Annotated in this window: 13 protein-coding genes; 2 read left to right on the top strand and 11 right to left on the bottom strand. The window is 56.5% G+C overall.

Going from position 1 to position 16,887, the window contains the following annotated elements:
- Positions 1–64: 64 nt before the first annotated feature.
- The 5 genes from PHX60_RS01510 to PHX60_RS01490 form a co-directional block, all read right to left on the bottom strand.
- Positions 65–2,455 (bottom strand): hypothetical protein, encoded by a 2,391-nt coding sequence (locus PHX60_RS01510; RefSeq protein ID WP_300073690.1) that lies wholly within the window; start codon positions 2,453–2,455, stop codon positions 65–67.
- A 36-nt stretch (positions 2,456–2,491) separates the two neighbouring features.
- Positions 2,492–2,983, bottom strand: a complete 492-nt coding sequence (locus PHX60_RS01505; RefSeq protein WP_300073688.1) for a GNAT family N-acetyltransferase — start codon at positions 2,981–2,983, stop codon at positions 2,492–2,494.
- A gap of 3 nt (positions 2,984–2,986) precedes the next feature.
- A complete protein-coding gene (locus tag PHX60_RS01500) occupies positions 2,987–3,259 on the bottom strand; it encodes a DUF1778 domain-containing protein (protein ID WP_300073686.1) in 273 nt (90 codons plus the stop codon).
- A 259-nt stretch (positions 3,260–3,518) separates the two neighbouring features.
- Positions 3,519–3,818 (bottom strand): HigA family addiction module antitoxin, encoded by a 300-nt coding sequence (locus tag PHX60_RS01495; protein WP_300073683.1) that lies wholly within the window; start codon positions 3,816–3,818, stop codon positions 3,519–3,521.
- A gap of 87 nt (positions 3,819–3,905) precedes the next feature.
- A complete protein-coding gene (locus PHX60_RS01490; RefSeq protein ID WP_300073681.1) occupies positions 3,906–5,702 on the bottom strand; it encodes an extracellular solute-binding protein in 1,797 nt (598 codons plus the stop codon).
- 91 nt (positions 5,703–5,793) lie between these two features.
- On the opposite strand from PHX60_RS01490, the gene fabI reads away from it, so the two are divergent.
- Both fabI and PHX60_RS01480 read left to right on the top strand, forming a co-directional pair.
- Positions 5,794–6,591: an enoyl-ACP reductase FabI gene (fabI, locus tag PHX60_RS01485; protein ID WP_300073679.1), complete on the top strand. Its 798-nt coding sequence runs from the start codon at positions 5,794–5,796 to the stop codon at positions 6,589–6,591.
- A gap of 32 nt (positions 6,592–6,623) precedes the next feature.
- Positions 6,624–11,072 carry a response regulator gene (locus PHX60_RS01480; protein ID WP_300073676.1) on the top strand — a complete coding sequence of 1,483 codons (4,449 nt, stop codon included), beginning with the start codon at positions 6,624–6,626 and terminating at the stop codon, positions 11,070–11,072.
- A gap of 69 nt (positions 11,073–11,141) precedes the next feature.
- On the opposite strand, the gene PHX60_RS01475 is transcribed toward PHX60_RS01480, so the two are convergent.
- From PHX60_RS01475 to PHX60_RS01450, 6 genes are all read right to left on the bottom strand, one after another.
- A complete protein-coding gene (locus PHX60_RS01475; protein ID WP_300073675.1) occupies positions 11,142–11,666 on the bottom strand; it encodes a phosphoribosyltransferase in 525 nt (174 codons plus the stop codon).
- 100 nt (positions 11,667–11,766) lie between these two features.
- Positions 11,767–13,143: an adenylosuccinate synthase gene (locus PHX60_RS01470; RefSeq protein ID WP_300073673.1), complete on the bottom strand. Its 1,377-nt coding sequence runs from the start codon at positions 13,141–13,143 to the stop codon at positions 11,767–11,769.
- Between the two features lie 19 nt (positions 13,144–13,162).
- Positions 13,163–14,320, bottom strand: coding sequence for an ATP phosphoribosyltransferase regulatory subunit (locus PHX60_RS01465; protein ID WP_300073671.1), 1,158 nt, complete (start codon positions 14,318–14,320; stop codon positions 13,163–13,165).
- Positions 14,321–14,444: 124 nt separating this feature from the next.
- On the bottom strand, positions 14,445–14,651 hold the full coding sequence (locus PHX60_RS01460; RefSeq protein ID WP_300073669.1) for a YjfB family protein: 207 nt from the start codon (positions 14,649–14,651) through the stop codon (positions 14,445–14,447).
- A gap of 88 nt (positions 14,652–14,739) precedes the next feature.
- Entirely contained in the window at positions 14,740–16,440 is a 1,701-nt protein-coding gene (gene sulP, locus PHX60_RS01455; protein ID WP_300073666.1) for a sulfate permease, read from the bottom strand.
- A 6-nt stretch (positions 16,441–16,446) separates the two neighbouring features.
- Positions 16,447–16,884 carry a DUF6691 family protein gene (locus PHX60_RS01450; RefSeq protein ID WP_300073663.1) on the bottom strand — a complete coding sequence of 146 codons (438 nt, stop codon included), beginning with the start codon at positions 16,882–16,884 and terminating at the stop codon, positions 16,447–16,449.
- Between the last annotated feature and the right edge of the window lie 3 nt (positions 16,885–16,887).

Raw genomic sequence — 16,887 nt, 5'->3', positions numbered from 1 at the left:
TGCTCCACGCTGGAACCAGCAGAATCAGGGGCTTGGTGCGGGCGATAACCATGCCAAGACATCATTACCTCCTGACAGTTTTAACAGTGGACTGAAGACTTTCCGTCAATTCTTCCACTACTTCACTCAAGTCTTTTACTCCTTGGTCAAAGCTGCCAACCGCCTTGGCCAATTGCCCGTCCATTTGGCGATGCAGCTCGGCCACTTGGGTGGAATAGACGCCGACACCTTCGGTAATAGAGCCGACGGTTTTACCCAGTGTCGTAGCGGTAGATTCCATTGCTTGGCGCGTCTGCTGCATACTCGACAGTGTTTGCGCCGCTGCTTGATCGAGCACTTCTGTCACCCGTTCCACTGCGGCCATGGCATTGGGGGCCACTTCCTTGACTGAAAGCACTACAGCCCGTTGTTCACGCGCCAACTCTTGTACGTTGTCCACCATGTTACTGACCAAAGCGCCTGTTTCGACCAAGCCTTGGGCGGTCTCAGACAGGCCGGAGGCCGTTTGAGAAAGCTGTGCCACCGTCAAATCGGCTTTTTCGAGGGCGATATGAACTTGTGCAATACCTTCTTTGCCCTTGGTAGAGGCCAGCTCTACCACTTCACCTAAATCTTTGAAGCCAAGCCTGATAGAAGCAGTAGCTTGCTCCAGCTGATGGGCCCCCTGTACCAAGTTTTCTGACATCTCTTGGGTACGTACCGCCAAGACACCGGCACCCTCAGTAATCGAGCCAACGGTTTTACCCAGTGCTGTAGCGGTAGATTCCATCGCTTGGTGGGTCTGCTGCATACTGGACAGTGTTTGCGCTGCCGCCTGATCGAGCACTTCCGTCACCCGCTGCACTGCGGCCATGGCATTGGGCACCACTTCCCTGACTGAAAGCACTACAGCCCGTTGTTCACGCGCCAACTCTTGTACGTTGTCCACCATGTTACTGACCAAAGCGCCTGTTTCGACCAAGCCTTGGGCGGTCTCAGACAGGCCGGAGGCCGTTTGAGAAAGCTGTGTCACCGTTAAATCGGCTTTTTCGAGGGCAATATGAATTTGTGCAATACCTTCTTTGCCCTTGGCAGAGGCCAGCTCTACCACTTCACCTAAATCTTTGAAGCCAAGCCTAATAGAAGCGGTGGCTTGCTCCAGCTGATGGGCACCCTGTACTAGGTTTTCTGACATTTCCTGCGTAGATGCCGCCAGTTGCGTACCTGCGGTTTGAATCACTGTGGCTACTTCAGCCGTCTGGGCGCTCAACGTATCACCAGCCCCTTTCAATTGGGTCTGCATTTCTACCCCGGCATTCAAAATAGCATTAGCAGCCATGCCAGATTGAATTTCCAACATTGACCCTGCACCGTGCAACTGATTACTCAGGTCTTGTAGAGTTTGCTGCAACTGCGTCATTTCAGCATCAGTGGCTTGCTTGAGCATCCCAGCAAAATCATCCAGCATTGTTTTGAGTGCTTCTTGGTTCATCGTGCCCATTTTTTCGCTCAAGCCCTCAATCGATGCGACTAGACGCTCGGTCATGGCCTGCATTTGTGGGGTAAAAGCTTGATTGATGGCACTAGCCAATGAGACCGCTAAATCAGTTTCAAAGCGCTTGAAAGTTCCAGTTTGTTCACGGGCCTCGTTCAATAACTCTTCGGTCAGTGCGTTACTATCGTTCATCGAATGCAAACTTTGATCAGTTACTTCGCGCACTTTCTTTAATAATTCTTCAGCCAACATCTTACTATCGCTACCTGATTTCAAGGCTTCATCAGCTACTGCCAATTGATGCAAAGTAATATTTTCACCACCAGCAGGTGAAATCACCTTGCTTAGGGCTAACAAGAAATCATCACAAGCCTCTGACACTTTATTGATTGAACGCCGAAAAAATATTGTCCATAAAATCGAAGCCAATAAACCAGCCAAGGAGGTTAAAAATTTACTACCAGCAATCTTGAGCAATTGACTTATTGCAGCTTCAGTGTCTTTGGAAGACGATGCGTCAGTGAGCGCGGTAGTAGTGCCTATCAATGCCAAAGACAAAAACAAAAATGTAAAAAATAAACCAATACCTACCAATATATTTGGCACTGCCTCGGCCAAAGCTAAATTGAAATTTCTAGATAATAGACCCGAAGCATTCCATAAATCCCGAGGCATTCCATACATTAAATATTTATTATTACCAGCTGTGGAAATTTTAATAACCCTACCTTCAGTTTCACGCCATGCGTCTTTTATATGCGGATATGATTCAATAGTTTCATGTAAATGCTTTTCAATTTCTCTCCAGTCTTGGTCTTTTTTTGTCAACTCAGTGGACAGCCTATTTATTTCTTCAAGGATTTTTTCATTTTTTGGCTTGTACCACTTGAAATATGCAACCAAAGCAGATGCAAATATGCACAGAACAACAAAAACTACCGCCTCGGGACTGGTTGTCAAAAAACTAAAAAGTATTTGCATCTGAATTTCACAAGGTTCGTGGGCCGTAGCAAACGTTCACACCCGCCCCAGCGGTAGATAGAGCGTGAGCGCGTTTTCCGATGTCTGGGTGAAGCCGTAGCGCTGGTAAAAAAGGGCTGCTGGGGTGTCTTTGGCATCTACCACCAGCACGCGCACCCCCAAGGTTTGCCGCAGCGACAGGGCCAAGTTGACTGCATGGCCTAGTAGCAGCTGGCCGTATCCCTTGCCCTGTTCGGCAGCGGCCACCGCCAATCGGCCAACGCGCATTGCGGGCACAGGGTAAGCAGGCAGACCTTTGCGGTCGGCCTCTTGTAGTGCGCTCAGGGTCAGTTGCGCGGCAGACAAAGTGCAGTAACCCAAAATGCGCGCAGGGTTGTCACTGTCTATCAGCACATGGGTGGTGGCTATGCCGTCGCGCTGATGCTGGCTGGCGCGTTGTTGCAGGTAGCTGTCTAGGGCGGTTACACCACTGGCAAAGCTACTGCGCTGGTGCAAGCGGGCATCCAGCAAGGCAAAGTGCAGCGCCATAACTCAGCGGGGCACCAGTGCGGCGGCGTTCTGCATGGCTTGGCGCAGGGGTTCATTGGGCTGAAAAGGGGCATCGAGCGCGGCCAAGAAGCGGCGCGACTCTTCCTCAGACAGCATCACCACCGCAGCGGCGGCGATAGCGTTGTCTGCCTCGCGCAGCACCGCTTGGCGCACAAAGGCCGAAACGGGCAGCCCGCGCAGCGCGGCGGCCTTGGCGATGCGGTGCTTGTCGTGAGCATCTAGGCGAAGGTCTAAACGGGCGGTGGCGGCGGTCATGGCAGGCTCCTTTGTACGGTAGTTTAACGTACTTGATAGATTCGACCTGTTTGCGCTCCAAAGTTTCTATATGTTTAGCGCGCCCACCTCTGGTGTAATTTGTTGCTGCCTGGTGCCTTGATGGCAAGACTCGCCCGTGGCCAGCGCCGTGAAAAGCCTTGTAGCCCTTGCGGCATCAATTCAGTACCCGCTGGGTACTAAATGGGGGTGCGCTCGTAATACAGCGAGTGAGTGCGACCAAGTGAGGTACGACGACAGCTCATGCCATAGCAGCCAAAGGCTGGATGGCCTCCAGTTCCGCGCCCAGCGCTAAACGTGCGGTGTCGGCATCGTACTGGCTTTGCAGGTTTAGCCAGAACTCAACCGAAGTACCAAAGAAGCGCGCCAAACGCAAGGCCGTGTCGGCGGTGATGGCTCGGCCATGCTTGACGATGGCGGCGATGCGGGTTTGGGGCACATGGATGGATTGGGCCAAGCGGTATTGGGTAATGCCCAGTGGCTCCAGAAATTCGGTAGCGAGGATTTCGCCGGGGGTGGGCAGGGTAAGTTGGCTGCTCATGCTGCACTCCGGTGGGGGGTCTGAATAGCCCAGGATTTCAAGGCGGCTGTCTCGATATTCACGAATTGCAATAGTAACGTTATTTAATTAACGCGCCCACCAAGTATCCATCACCCAGCCCTCACCACTGGTATAGGGCGGCACGGTAGCTGGCAGCGCCAGCCGCCAAGCGTTGTAGGCCATACGGTGCGTCGGGGCCGTCCATTGCGGAATGAGGACATGGCTATGGGCGATGGCACGCTCTAGGGCGTGGCAGGCGGGCAACAACTCGGCTTCGGTTTTGGCAGCAGTCATGGCAGTGATAAAGGCATCGACTGCCGGGTTTTTAATGCCCGCAAAATTGCCTGAATCTTCGGTATCGGCGGCTTGGCTGCCAAACAAGTCAGCAAACTCTTGGCCGGGGTTGTGCGTGCCACCATAGGCAATGCTGGTGATGTCAAAGTCAAATTTTTGCAAGCGCTGTTGGTACAGGGCAAAGTCCACCGAACGGAAACGCAGCGTGATGCCCAATTTTTCTAAATTACGCATCCACGGGGCCACGGTACGCATTCCGCCTTCGTTGCTGTCCATGTATTCCAGCACCAGCGCTTGGCCTTGGGCGTTACGCAAAGCGCCATCACGCACCTCCCACCCAGCGTCTTGCAGCAGTTGTTGCGCCCGGCGCAGGTTGCCACGCAAAGAATGGGGGGCATCGGTGCGCGGTGGCACGGTCATGGGGCCAAAAGCGGCGGCGGGTAAATGGCTGCGCCAAGGCTGCATTAGCGCCAGCTCTGCCGCTGAGGGCTGGCCTTGGGCGGCACAGGCGGTATTGCCAAACAAGCCATTCACACGGGCATAAGCGCTGTAGAACATTTGCCGGTTCATCCACTCAAAATCAACCGCCAAGCCCAGCGCCTCACGCACCCGTACATCTTGCAGCAAAGGCCGCCGGGTGTTGAGGACGTAACTTTGGAACCCCGCTGGCAATTGGTGGCGAAACTCGCCTTTCACCAGCTCGCCGCTGTCAAATTTTTTGCCATTCACGCGCCGCGCCCAATCACCGGCACTGAAAAAACGCATCAAATCGAACTCGCCAGCTTTGAGGGCTTCGAGCCGCGCCGTGGCATCTTTGTAGATTTTGACGGTAATGCGGTCAAAATTGGCGCTGCCCCGGCGCACGTTCAGGTCTTTAGCCCAATAGTGCGGGTCACGCACATAGGTGATGTCTTTGCCAAAGCGCACCGGGCCAATTTTGTAGGGGCCACTGCCCAAGGGGATATCCATCACCACTTGGTCGAATGGTTTGGGCTTGCCTTGTTCGTTCAGCCCCCAATCGCGGCTAAATACTGGCAAACCACCCACGGTGAGCGGTAATTCGCGGTTCGGTTTTTTGAAGCGATAGCGCACCGTGCGCTCGTCTAACACATCCACCCCGGCCACGTCGATGAGCATGGTTTTGTAGGCGGGCGAGGTGTGCGGGCCAATCAGGGTGTCAAAGCTGTGTTTGACATCCAGCGCCAGCACCGGCTTGCCGTGGTGAAATTGGGCCTCGGGGCGCAGGCGGAAGGTGGCACTCAAGCCATCGGGCGCTACGCTCACATCTTCGGCCAATAAGCCGTAAGCGGTGGCGGTTTCATCCAAAGAGCCTAGCAACAAAGAATCAAACAACAACTGCGGCAGATAAGCCGGGGCATTGCCCTTGATGGTGAAGGGGTTGTATTTGTCAAAGGTGGAGGCACGCGAGTTACTGACCAAACGCAACTCGCCCCCCTTGGGCGCTTGCGGATTGACGTAGCTGAAATGGCTAAAGCCCGCTGGGTATTGGGGCTGGCCCCAGAGTGCATAGCCATGCGCGCCCCAAACGGGGGCCGCTGCACAGAGAAAAGAAAGAAACAAAGCACGCATGCGACAATTCTGCACTAGGTTGGCTATCGTGTAGATGCACCATTTTGGTGCATTTCTTATTTCTGTTCCTTCTTTTTTCAGGAGAATCCTCATGGGTTTTTTGACCGGCAAAAAATTGCTGATTACCGGGGTGCTGTCTAACCGCTCTATTGCCTATGGCATTGCCAAAGCCTGCCACGCCCAAGGGGCCGAGTTAGCTTTTAGCTATGTGGGCGAGCGCTTTAAGGGCCGCATTACGGATTTTGCGGCCGAGTTTGGCTCCAATTTGGTGTTCGATTGCGATGTGGCCGAAGATGCCCAGATTGAGCAACTGTTTGCCGATTTGGGCACCGCTTGGGGCCAGTTTGATGGCTTTGTGCATAGCATTGGCTTTGCTCCACGCGAGGCGATTGCCGGAGATTTTCTCGATGGCCTAAGCCGCGAGAACTTCCGCATCGCCCACGACATCAGCGCTTACAGCTTCCCAGCGATGGCCAAGGCAGCATTGCCCTACCTGAACGATAAGTCGGCCTTGCTGACGCTGTCTTACTTGGGCGCACTGCGTGCCGTGCCCAACTACAACACAATGGGCTTGGCCAAGGCCAGTTTAGAAGCCAGCGTGCGCTTTTTGGCCGAATCACTCGGGCCACGCGGAATGCGCGTCAATGGCATCAGCGCTGGCCCCATTAAAACCTTGGCCGCCAGTGGCATCAAAGATTTTGGCAAACTGTTGGGCACGGTGGCCAGCGCCTCGCCGCTGCGGCGCAATGTCACGATTGAAGACGTGGGCAACGTGGCGGCCTTTTTGCTGTCAGACTTGGCCAGCGGCGTGACCGCAGAGATTACCTATGTCGATGGTGGTTTTAGCCAAACCGCCGGCCTAAGCCGCGATAGCGAACTGCTGGCCTGATAATAGGCAGCTTGGCAGCTGTACTAAGTTCAATGAGCACCCACACAACACCCCTGCCCCCGAGCAAAAAACAATTTCTCAAAGAGTGGCTCTTTTTGCTACTTGGGCTGCTGTTGCTGGGGGGCTATGTTGCTTGGGTCACCTGGGACGAGCACCAAAGCATCGCCCAGCGTGAGCAGCAACGCCTGCAAAGCCAAGCCCAAATTGTGCATGACAATTTGGGGCGCCAGTTAGAAACTATCAACAAGTTTTTACTCGATGCACGCACTGCTGCTCCGCAGTGGCGCAACAGCCCCGAGCAGCTGCTGCACGCCAACGAACATATGCGTATTTTGGGCGATGCCCTGACGGGGGTACGCACCATGACGTTGCTCAGCGCGCAAGGCATCGTCGAGGCCTCCAACCGGCCTGAACTGATAGGCAACGATTACAGCCAGCGCAGCTATTTTCAGACGGCACGCCAGGCCCCAGACAGCAATACCCTGTACATGGGTGCGCCCTTTACCACCTCCTTAGGGGTGTGGGCCATGAACATGGTGCGCGTTGTTTCTGATGCCAATGGCGATTTTGCAGGTGTTGTCAGCGTGACACTGGACCCGCAAGAGTTTCAGGTGCTGCTCAACTCGGTGCGCTATGCGCCCAGCATTTGGTCCGCGCTGGCCCACGGCGATGGGGTGCAATTTATGATGGTGCCCGACCGCCCAGGGCAGGCTGGCAAAAATTTGGCTGAGTCTTCCGATTCGTTTTTTTCACAACACTTTAGCAGTGGGCGCGCCCGCAACGTGTTTACGGGCACCGTGTATGCCACGGGCGAGCCGCGCATGTTGGCCCTGCACACCATACAGCCAGCGCATTTGCACATGGACAAGCCCTTGGTGGTGGCGGTGGGGCACGATTTGGGGGCGATTTATGCCCAATGGCAAGAGCGCACCCTAGAGACGGTACTGCTGCTGGGTATTTTGATGGTGAGTACCAGCGCTGGCCTGTGGCTACTGCAAAGCCGCCAGCGCCGGGCTTGGCAAGCCCACCAAGAAGGCCAAACCGAGCTTAACCTGCAAGCCTTGGCGCTAGAAGAGCGCTGGCAAGCGGTGATTAACGCCACCAACCAAGGTATTTGGGACTGGGACATTCAAACCAACCAAGTGTTCTTTTCATCGGTTTGGAAATCTATGTTGGGCTATGCCGATGACGACATTGGCAACCAGTTTAGCGAGTGGTCTTTGCGCCTGCACCCCGATGACCGCGAAGCCGCTTATGCCAGCTTGCAACAACACCTGGCTGGTAAAACCCCGTTTTACCAAAGTACGCACCGAATGCGCTGTAAAAACGGCGGCTACAAATGGATTTTGAACCGGGGCAGCGTGATTGAGCGCAACGCCACCGGCCAAGCGATACGCGCCGTCGGCTCGCACTCCGATGTGAGTGAGCTGCACGAACAACGCCAGCAACTAGAGCGCCTGGTCGAAAATGTGCCCGGCTTTTTATACCAATACCACCTTTGCCCCGATGGCAGCAGCTGCTTTCCGTATGCCAGTGCGGGCATTGCCGATATTTATGGCGTGACGCCAGAGAAGGTCAAAGAAGATGCCAGCTGGGTGTTTGACTACATCCACCCCGATGACCAAGCACACGTTGCCGCCAGCATTGGGCAATCGGCACAGCACATGAGTCCTTGGCACGATGAATACCGCGTCTTGCACCCTACGCTGGGCGAACGCTGGATTAGCGGACAAGCCACACCGTTAGCTTGCACTGATGGCTGCATCACTTGGCATGGCTATAAAAACGACATCACCGAGACCAAAGCCAAAAGCCTCGCCCTGCAAACCACCGAGCAACTACTGCGCCGCCTATTAGAAGAAATGCCGATTGGCTTGTGCCAAGTCAATGCCCAAGACGAAATTTATTTTCGCAACCGCCGTTTTACCGCGCTGGTAGGCTACACCGAAGCGCAAACCCCGACCCTGACCGCCCTGCGTACTTTGCTGCACCCCAGTGCAGCATGTTTTGCCCAAACCGGCCAAGCCTGGAGTGCCGCGCTGGCGCAAGCAGAACAAACCGGCAGCGAAATTCCACCACAGACCTTTTTGTTTTGCACCGCCAACGGCCAAGAGCGCACCGTGCAAGTGGGCGGCATGTTGCTGGGCGACAAAATTCTCATCACTTTGATCGACCAAACCGCACAAAAACAGTACGAAACCCAACTGCGCCAAGCCAAAGAAGTCGCCGAAGCCGCCAGCCAAGCCAAAAGTGCTTTTGTGGCCAACATGAGCCACGAGATTCGCACCCCCATGAACGCCGTGCTGGGCATGTTGCAATTACTGCACCATACGCCCTTGGATGCCAACCAGCGCGATTACACGCAAAAAGCCCAAGAAGCGGCGCGCTCTTTGCTGGGCATCATCAACGATATTTTGGACTACTCCAAGGTAGAAGCCGGTAAACTGGTGCTAGAGACGGTGCCGTTTCGCATGGACGAGGTGTTACGCAATTTGTCGATGATTATTTCCGTCGCTTTGCAAAACAAGCCCGTTGAAATGGTCTTCAACATTGACCCGCAACTGCCCACGGTGCTGCACGGCGATGGCCCACGGCTGCAACAGGTGTTGCTCAATTTAAGCAGCAATGCCATCAAGTTCACCGAAAAAGGTGAAATTGTGCTGCACCTGCGGGTGCTAGAGAATGATGCTCACCATGCGCGCCTTGCTTTTAGCATCCGCGACACGGGCATTGGCATTGCCCCCGACCGGCAAAAAGCGGTTTTTGAGAGCTTTACCCAAGCCGAAAACTCGACCACGCGCCGCTATGGTGGCACTGGCTTGGGGCTGGCTATTTGCCAATCACTGGTCAAAGCGATGGGCGGGCACCTGAGCGTAGAAAGCACACCGGGCCAAGGCAGCTGCTTTAGTTTTTGCCTTGATTTTGCGCGCGATGCCGACACACTGGCGCAAGAACAGCAAATCGCCGAACAAGAAAACAGTTGGCCCACCTCCTCCCAGCTGCATGTCTTAATTGTGGATGACCATGCCACCACGCGCGAAGTGCTGCTAGAGATTACCCACTCGTTTGGCTGGCGGGCCGTGGCCGTGGCCAGCGGCCACGAAGCACTGGAACAGGTACAACGTGCCGCCGCTGCCCACGACCCGTTTGACTTGGTGTTGTTAGATTGGATGATGCCCGGCATGGATGGCTGGGCCACACTAGAACAATTGCGCGGCATCTCACCTGCGGGCCACTTGGCCAAGGTACTGATGGTCAGCGCCCACGGACGCGAATGGCTAGAGCAGCGCCAAAACACCCAAGTGCATCTTTTAGATGGCTATGTGGTCAAGCCATTTACGCCCTCAACGTTGCTCAATGCAGCGATTGAGGCCACCAGCGGGCATTTGTCCTTGCCAGTGGTGGTCAGCCCCATCCTAGAACAACAAGCCCTGAAAAATTTACGCATTTTGCTGGTAGAAGATAACCTGCTCAACCAGCAAGTGGCGCGCGAACTCTTGCACCATGCTGGGGCGCTGGTACAAGTGGCCAGCCACGGCCAAGCAGCGATTGATTTGCTACAAAAACAGCCCGATGCCTACGATGTCATTTTGATGGACATCCACATGCCGGGCATCGACGGCTACGAAACTACGCGCATTGTGCGCCAAGACCTTCAACTGACGCTGCCGATTATTGCCATGACCGCCAATGCGATGGCCAGCGACCGCGATGCCTGCTTGGCCTGCGGCATGAACGACCATGTAGGCAAACCATTTGACATTGCACATTTGGTAGCCGTGTTGCGCCACCATTGTGGTCTGGGAGGCCTGGACGACGCGCCACCACCGCCAGCAACAGCCAGCCCCAGCGCCCCAGCATTGCCCGACTACCCCGCCGAGATTGATTTACCCCAAGCCTTGGCGCGCGTGGACAACAACCGCGCCCTGTATGCCAAACTAGCGCGCAGCTGTGCGCTAGAGCAAGCCGATGCCCTGAAGTTGGCCGCCCAATACTGGCGCGCTGGCGATCAGGAAGCGGCATTACGCGCCTTGCACACCCTGAAAGGGCTGCTGGCTACGTTGGGCGCACAAGCACTGGCCGACCAAGTGGCGCACACCGAAGCCGCGCTGCAAAACGACAGCCACAGCACGCAAGCCAGCATTGAACCCCTGCTGGCCCCGCTAGAGGCCCCTTTGCAGGCCCAGCTGTTACTGTTGCAGCAATTGGCCGACCAACTGCACCCAGCCACGCCCACCGTCAACGCGGCCAAGCAGCCTTGCACGCCAGAGCGCCTGCGCGAACTACTGCAAGCCCTGCGCGAGCCGCTAGAAAAGCGCCAATTGCGCGCGCGCAAATTGCACGAAACCCTGCAACAAGAAACCGCCGGGCTTCACATGGCTCGACTTGAATTTGAGGCACTGGGCAGCGCGATTGGCCGTCTTAATTTTAAGAAGGCGCTAGAACTGGTCGATGAGTTACTGGCCCAATTGCCCGACTAGGCCGTGCCTGTACCCCAGCAAGCCCGTATCAGCCAAACTACACCAACCAGCTACACCGAGCAGCTACACCTACAAGCGCCATTTTTGCAACAGCTTTTCTGGCGGCATTTGGTCGTAAACTTCAAAGGGTTGGTGAATCCAAGGGTTGCTGGGCAAAAACTCGGCCGAATAATCGGGCACAAAGGTAGAAACCTGTTTGCTCCAAATTACGGCGCTCCGCAACGCGCTGATGGCGGGGTAGTCGCGGCGCAACATCTCGACCACCGACTGCAAGGTGTGGCCCGAATCGGTTAAATCATCGACCAGCAGCACCCGTCCGGCAATCTCGCCTTGGGCAGTGGTGATAAAGCGCGCCATATCCAGCTGGCCCTGCACCGTGCCCGCTTGGGCGCGGTAAGAGCTGGCCGCCATGATGGCCAAGGGTTTGCTAAAAATGCGACTGAGCATATCGCCCGGTCGCATTCCGCCACGGGCCAGACACAACACGGTGTCAAACTGCCAGCCCGATTGATGCACCTTCAGTGCCAACTTTTCAATGAGGCTGTGGTACTCGTCGTAACTCACATACAGATGCTGTCCATCTTCCGTCAACATGACACTCTCCTTGGGGTTGAGCTGGCACAAACTAAACGCCCCACAGCCAGCAAAATTTACCGGCTGTGGGGCGGGGGTCGCAAGCGTCTATTTAGACTATTTAGTCGGCCACGTAGGGATGGCGCAACAAAATGGTGTGGTCGCGGTCGGGGCTGGTAGAAATCACGGCAATCGGCACGCCGGTGACTTCTTGGATGCGCTGCAAATAGCGGCGCGCGGCCTCGGGCAGTTGCTCGTATTGCGTTACGCCGACGGTGGTATCGCTCCAGCCGGGCAGGGTTTCATAAATTGGCTTGCAGCGGGCGATGTCATCGGCCCCCATCGGCAGCAGGTCAATGCGTTCGCCGTCTAAATCGTAGCCTACGCACAATTGCAACTCGCTCAGGCCATCTAGCACATCGAGTTTGGTAATGCACAGGCCCGATAGGCCGTTGACTTGGGCGCTGCGCTTGAGCAAAGCGGCATCAAACCAACCGCAGCGGCGGCTACGGCCTGTGGTAACACCTTTTTCAGCGCCCACGGTACTCATGTGGTAGCCGGGCGTGCCTTCTTTTTCCCAATCCAGTTCGGTCGGGAAGGGACCGCCACCGACGCGGGTGCAATAGGCTTTGGTGATGCCCAACACATAGTGCAACAAACCCGGCCCCACACCCGAACCCGCAGCGGCATTGCCAGCGACGCAGTTGCTGGAGGTAACGTAGGGGTAGGTGCCGTGGTCCACGTCCAGCAGTGTGCCTTGGGCACCTTCAAACAGCAAGTTGCTGCCTTGGGCATGGGCCTCGTTGAGTTCGCGCGAGACATCGGCCATCATGGGCTTGAGCAGCTCGGCATGGCGCATGGCTTCGGCATACACGGCCTCAAACTGCACTTGGCCATCTTGCATGTAAGGGGCCAAACCGGGGCCAAAATTGAACTTTTCCGAACCCAAGAAGGTACGCAACACATGGTTGTGCAGCGCCAGCAACTCGCGCAGCTTGGTGGCGAAGCGCTCGGGGTATTTCAGGTCTTGCACGCGCAGGGCGCGGCGGGCGATTTTGTCTTCGTAGGAGGGGCCAATGCCACGCCCGGTGGTGCCGATTTTTTCGGTGCCGCCTTGTTCGCGTGCGGCTTCGCGGGCTACATCCAAAGCCACATGGAAGGGCAAAATCAGCGGGCAAGCCTCGCTGACGCGCAGGCGCGAACGCACCTCGACCCCGGCTTTTTCTAAGCCTTCGATTTCTTCAAACAACTTGGCAGCCGACAGCACCACGCCATTGCCGATGTAGCATTTGACACCGGGGCGCATGATGCCGCTGGGAATCAGGTGCAAAGCGGTTTTAACGCCGTTGATGACCAAAGTGTGGCCAGCATTGTGGCCACCTTGGAAGCGCACCACACCTTGGGCGCTTTCGGTCAACCAATCGACCAGTTTGCCTTTGCCCTCGTCACCCCATTGGGTACCGACCACGACAACGTTACGACCTTTGGTAATTTTCATTAAAAAACCCAATCTATTCTCAATTTGATGCAATGGCTTGCACGAGCCAGTGGCCATCGGTGCAGACCAGTTCACGGTCACAGCGGAAAGCATCCGCCTCACAGGTTTGCCCCGGTAGGATGCAAACCACGGTTTCGCCTTGGCGGCGCAAGCTGGCCACCTGGGCATTGAGCGCAGGGTCTTGACTCCAAGGGGCACGAATGGCGCTGGGCAATGCTGGCTCTGGCAAAGCCAGCACCAGCTGTTTGACATCTAAGCTAAAACCAGCAGCTGGACGGTTGCGGCCAAACACAGCCCCCACTTCGTCATAACGGCCACCGCGCACCAAGGCATCATTGGCCCCTTGGGCGTAAATGGAGAAGCGCGCACCACTGTAATAGGCATAACCGCGCAAATCGGCCAAATCTACCGTGACGCGCTCTGTGCCTACATGGGCCGCCAAGGCACGCAAATCGGCCAAGGGGGCTTGCACCCCCGGAATAGCGCGGAAGGCTTGGGCGGCAGCATCTAACACCGAGACATCGCCATACAGCTGCAATAGCACCTGCAAGCCATCGCGCGCAATCGCAGGAAAATGGCGCGTCAGGGCGCGCAATTCGCTGGCATCTTTGGCGGCCAAAGCGGCGTGGACTTGGCGCAACTGCGCTGCCTCGACCGGCACACCTGCCAGCAGGCTACGCACGATGCGTACATCGGCCAAATCGACACTGACTTGCTGGATACCGGCCCCTTGCAGGCAATGCAGCGCCAGCTCTAGAGCTTCTAAATCGGCCTGCAAGCCAGCGTGGCCGTAAATTTCGGCCCCAAACTGCAAAGGCTCGCGCGTGGCGTGGGGGCGGTCTGGCCAAGTGTGCAGCACCGAGCCGCAATAGCACAGGCGCGTGACACCGGGGCGGTTGAGCAAATGGGCATCTAGACGCGCCACCTGTTGGGTGGTGTCGGCACGCAGCCCCATCATACGGCCAGAGATTTGATCGACCAGCTTATACGTTTGCAGGTCTAGCGCCTCTCCGGTGCCAGTGAGCAGAGATTCGAGGTGTTCTAGCAGCGGTGGCATGACCAGCTCGTAGCCGTAACGGCGTGCGGTGTCTAGCAGGCCACGGCGCAGCTCCTCGATATGCCGGGCCTCGCGGGGCAAAACATCGGCAATGTAATCGGGCAAAACCCAGGCAGACATGGAGGAATGGTTGGCTGTTAAAAAAGCGATTCTACCGGCTACAACCAAGACCGGGCCATTTGCAGCGGAAATTTGCCTGCCAACCCAAGCCTAATGCAGCTTGGGTGCAGTTTGGGTGCGGGTTTTAAGCGTAGGTGTTGAGCTTGGTACCCAAAGAACCCGAGGTGGCCAACTGCGGTGTTTGCGGTAGCGATTGAATCATGGCGTTAGCGGTAGATTCTTGGATGTCCATGCTTTTTTTCAGCACGGTGGTATTGACCTCTTGCGCTACTTTGGCTTGTGCCATCACGTTGGCGGTGTTGAGAATTTGGTTGCTCAGGCTGACATCCATGATGCTGCTTCCATGAAAAATAAGTTGAAAATCCAGTGTAGCGCGATTGCGTGCCAACTAAGAGGCAAACCCTGCCCCATAGTTCCATTTAGCCATCAGTGCGTTGTTGAGCCTGACTAAAAGCCTCGTGGGTACTAAGGAAGATGCGGCCCTGCAAACGCTGGCCCAAGGGCGTAGCTTGCAGCCTGTCCATCACGGGGCCTTTGACTTCGGACAGCGCAAAGGCGATGCCACGCGCGTGCAAACTGCGCTCTAATTCGGTCAGTACGCCCAAAGCAGTGGTATCCACCAGATTGACGGCAGAACACACCAACAAGACTTGTCGGGTTTCGGGTTGTGCCGCCACCAGCGCCTCGATACGGTCTTGCAGCAAGCTGGCGTTGGCAAAATACAGGCCCTCGTCCACACGCAGGGCAATCAGGCCGGGTTCGGTGTCCACTGCATGGCGCTCGACGTTGCGAAAATGCTCGGTGCCCGGCACCCGGCCCACCACGGCAATATGCGGGTGGCTACTGCGCCAAACCAAGGTACCCAAAGACAAGGCCACGCCCAAGACAATGCCCGCTTCCACCCCAAAAGCAATCACCCCGGCAGCCGTGGCCAGCAAGGAGACGGCATCGGCTTTATCGTAGTGCCAAGCTTCGCGCAGGGTTTCCAAGTCAATCAACGAGGTCACGGCAATGATGATGGTGGCGGCCAACACGGCGTGCGGTAGGTAGTGGAACAGGCCCGTCATGGCAGCAATCACCGCGCCCATCAGCACGGCAGACACCACACCCGCCAGCGGTGTATTGGCCCCCGCAGCAAAATTGACCACCGAGCGCGCAAAGCCGCCCGTGACCGGAAAACCACCTGAAAATGCACTCGCGATATTGGCCGCGCCCAAGCCCAGCAATTCGCGGTTGGGGTTGATACGCTGCTGGCGTTTCAGCGCCAAGGATTGCGCCACCGAGACGCTCTCGACAAAGCCCACCAGCGAAATCAACAACGCTGGCAGCAACAACACGCCTACGCCTTGCAAGGAAGGCAGCGCCAGCGCCGGTAAGCCTTGCGGCACGGCACCGACCACGCTCACGCCCGCCGTGCTGTCCAAGCGCCACCATGCCACCACCGCCGTAGAGACCACCACCGCCAGCATGGGGGCCAACTTGCCCAGCACATCGGCCAGTTTGGCCGACAAGCCCAGCGCCAGCAGCAGCCGCGCCAAATACTTGCGCGCGGCCCACAAAAACAACAAGCTGCTGGCACCAATCGCCAGCGTGACGGTGTTGACATCGGGCAGGTGGCGCGCCAGACTCAGCAGCGTATCCAATGCGCTGTGGCCACTGGCGCTCACACCCAGCAGGTGCTTGAGCTGGCCCACGGCAATCAGCACCGCCGAACCCGAAATAAAGCCGCTAATCACCGGATGGCTTAAAAAATGGGCCAAAAACCCCAGCCGCAGCAGGCCAAACAGCAACAACATGCCACCCGAGAGCAAGGACAACGTAATCGCCAAACTGATGTAGTGCGCCGAACCTGCTGCCGCCAAGGGCTGCAAAGCGCTGGCCGTCATCAACGAGGCCACTGCCACCGGCCCCACCGCCAGCGTCATGCTGGAGCCAAACAGGGCATAGGCGACAATGGGCAAGATGCTGGCGTACAGCCCCATCTCGGGCGGCAGGCCAGCCAGCAGCGCATAAGCCAGGCTTTGCGGAATCAGCATCACCGTGACGATAATGCCAGCCGTCAGGTCACCCGCCAACGCACTGCGGCGATAGTGGCTCAGCCAATCGGGCAGGATGTTCACGGCAGTTTAGGCAGATGCCATCGGGTTGCGGGTGCGACTTTCAAGCCACTCAAACAATGCCATACCCGCCAACATGGCCAAGACAAATAAGAAGGCTTTAGGCTCGCCCGCCCCCATCGACACAATGGCCGGGCCGGGACAAAAACCGGCCAAACCCCAGCCGACACCAAAGGCCATGCTGCCCAACACCAAGCGCTTGTCAATATCGCGTGCCGTGGGCAATTGCATCGCACCGCCCAAAAAGCTGGTGGTGCGTTTTTTGGCCAGCGTAAAGGCGACCAAGCCCACCACAATGGCCCCACCCATGACAAAGGCCAACGAGGGGTCCCACAGCCCGGCCAAGTCCAAAAAGCCAATCACTTTGCCGGGGTCGGTCATGCCCGAAACAATCAGGCCCAAACCAAAAATTAGACCGACGACAAATTCAAGGATACGGTTTTTCATTTT

Source organism: Giesbergeria sp. (genome assembly GCF_028686475.1).
Taxonomy (GTDB): Bacteria; Pseudomonadota; Gammaproteobacteria; order Burkholderiales; family Burkholderiaceae_C; genus Simplicispira.
The sequence above is the reverse complement of the archived record's forward strand: the minus strand, read 5'-3'. Positions and strand labels throughout refer to the sequence as shown.